Genomic DNA, 2483 nt, shown 5'->3' on the forward strand with positions numbered 1-2483 from the left:
TCGCGGTGCAGCTGGTCGAGGTCGCTGTGCCACTGGCCGTCGTACTCGACGGCGACGCGGAACGCCGGCCAGGCCAGCGCCCTGATCCACGACGACCTGATGGACCGCTCGGACACCCGCCGGGGCGAGCCGGCGGTGCACCGGCGGTTCGCCGCCCGGCACCGTGCGGCCGGCTGGAGCGGCGACCCGGACGGGTTCGGCGACGCGGCGGCGATCCTGCTGGGCGATCTGTGCCTGGTCTGGTCCGACGAGGTGCTGCACTCCGCCGGCCTGGACCCGCGCACGGTGGCCCGGGCCCGGCCGGTCTTCGACGAGATGCGCACCGAGGTGACCGTCGGGCAGTACCTGGACGTGCTGACCCAGGCCACCGGGGACACCTCGCTGGAGCGGGCCGGCAAGGTGGCCCGCTACAAGTCGGCGAAGTACACCGTCGAGCGGCCGCTGCTGCTCGGCGCCGCGCTGGCCGACGCGCCGGCCGAGGTGCACGCCGCCTACTCGGCGTACGGGTTGCCGCTGGGCGAGGCGTTCCAGCTCCGCGACGACGTGCTGGGGGTGTTCGGCGACCCGGAGCGCACCGGCAAGCCGGCCGGCGACGACCTGCGCGAGGGCAAGCGGACGTACCTGGTGGCGGCGGCCCTCGATGCGCTCGACGACGCCGGCCGCGAGCTGCTGCTCGGCCGCCTCGGCGACCCGGATCTGGACCCCACCGGCGTGGCCCGCCTCCGCGAGCTGATCACGGCGAGCGGCGCCCTGGACCGCACCGAACGCCGGATCACCGCCCTCACCGAGAGCGCCCTGGCCGCCCTGACAACGGTCGACCTGGACACCGAGGCCCGCCAGGCCCTGGTCGACCTGGCCATTGCCGCCACCCGCCGCACCGACTGACCCCACCCAGGGCCCTCCCCCGCCCACCCTGTCCCCGGCCCCGGCTCCCGGCTCCCGGCTCCGTCGATCATGAAGTTATTGCCCTGCTCTCCGGCGTGTCATGGCAATAACTTCATGATCAGCGGCCCGGGGAGGGGGTGGGGAGGGTCAGAAGCCGAGGGCCTGGGCGCGGCGCTTGACCTCGCGGGCCTGGTCGCCGGCGAGGGCGGCCGCCGGCGTCGTGCCGGGGAGGGTGGGGTCGGGCTCGTAGAGCCAGCGCAGTGCCTCCTCGTCGTCGTACCCGGCGTCGGCGAGCAGGTTGAGCACGCCGGGCAGGTGCTTGAGCACGGTGTGGTTGGCCACCAGGTCGGCCGGGATCCGGCGGACGCCGTCGCGGCGCACCGCGAGCAGTTCCCGGTCGCGGATCATCTGGTGCACCTTGCTGATCGACAGGTCGAGGCGCTCGGCCACGTCCGGCAGGGTCAGCCAGCCGGCCGGGTCGGTCGGTCCGGGCAGGTCGGCGCCGGTGGCGGCGGCCTGGGTGGGTACGGAATCGGTCACCCGACCACCCTGCCACGTGCCCGCCGGGGCCGGTCGGCGGCACCCCGTACCCGCCCGGCGCGTGCGCCGGCCCATCCCCGTCGCACCCCGGCTGTAGCATCCTGTTCAACCTTCACCCTCCCGCCACATAGACTGCCTGCCGATGGACACACAGGTCGCCGACACGTTGCTGGGCTCGCTGATCGACGGGCGCTACCGCATTCGCGGTCGCGTGGCCCGTGGCGGCATGGCGACCGTGTACACCGCCACCGACGAGCGCCTGGAGCGCACCGTGGCGGTAAAGATCATTCACCCGACGCAGGCGCCCGAGGCCCGGGCCCGGATGGCCGGCTTCGTCGAACGCTTCACCGACGAGGCGAAGACCATCGCCCGGCTCACCCACCCCAACGTGGTCGCGGTCTACGACCAGGGCAGCCACGCCGGCCTCCCCTACCTGGTGATGGAGTACGTGCGCGGCCGCACCCTGCGCGACGTGCTCGCCGAGCGGCGCCGGCTCAACCCGGACGAGGCGCTGGCCATCGCCGAGCAGATGCTCGCCGCGATCGTCGCCGCGCACCGGGCCGGCCTCGTGCACCGCGACGTCAAGCCGGAGAACGTGCTGGTCGCCGAGGCGCCCACCGGCGGCACCACCAACCTGGTGGACAGCGTGGTCAAGGTGGCCGACTTCGGGCTGGCCCGCGCGGTCGAGGCCAGCGCCGAGGAGGAGAACGGCAACCAGCTCATGGCCACCGTGGCGTACGTGGCGCCGGAGCTGGTCACCCAGGGCCACGCGGACCCGCGCACCGACGTCTACTCCGCCGGCATCGTGCTGTTCGAGATGCTCACCGGCCGGGTGCCCTACGACGGCGACCGCCCGGTCGAGGTCGCCTGGCAGCACGTCGACCGCGACGTGCCGGCGCCGTCGACCCTGGTGCCGGCGCTGCCCCCGGTCCTCGACGCGCTGGTCGCCCGGGCCACCCGGCGGGACCCGGCCGCCCGCCCGGCCGACGCCGGCGCGCTGCTGACCGAGGTGCAGGCCGCCCGGGACGAGCTGAGCGACGCCAACTCGCACACCGCGG

At 74.6% G+C, this 2483-nt stretch carries 2 protein-coding genes and 1 pseudogene; 2 read left to right on the forward strand and 1 reads right to left on the reverse strand.

Features of this window, described 5'->3' with window-relative positions; all coding sequences use genetic code 11:
* Positions 1–69: 69 nt before the first annotated feature.
* Positions 70–885 (forward strand): annotated as a pseudogene (locus tag B0E53_RS35435) (polyprenyl synthetase family protein); the annotation flags it as partial.
* A 147-nt stretch (positions 886–1032) separates the two neighbouring features.
* Here B0E53_RS35435 and B0E53_RS35440 read toward each other — a convergent pair.
* Positions 1033–1425 (reverse strand): Rv2175c family DNA-binding protein, encoded by a 393-nt coding sequence (locus B0E53_RS35440; protein WP_246835765.1) that lies wholly within the window; start codon positions 1423–1425, stop codon positions 1033–1035.
* 142 nt (positions 1426–1567) lie between these two features.
* Between B0E53_RS35440 and B0E53_RS35445 the strand changes: the two genes are divergently transcribed.
* The coding region (locus B0E53_RS35445) for a protein kinase (RefSeq protein ID WP_146167939.1) at positions 1568–2483 on the forward strand (916 nt) is incomplete at its 3' end.

This window comes from Micromonospora sp. MH33, assembly GCF_003013775.1.
GTDB classification, from domain to species: domain Bacteria; phylum Actinomycetota; class Actinomycetes; order Mycobacteriales; family Micromonosporaceae; genus Micromonospora; species Micromonospora fulviviridis.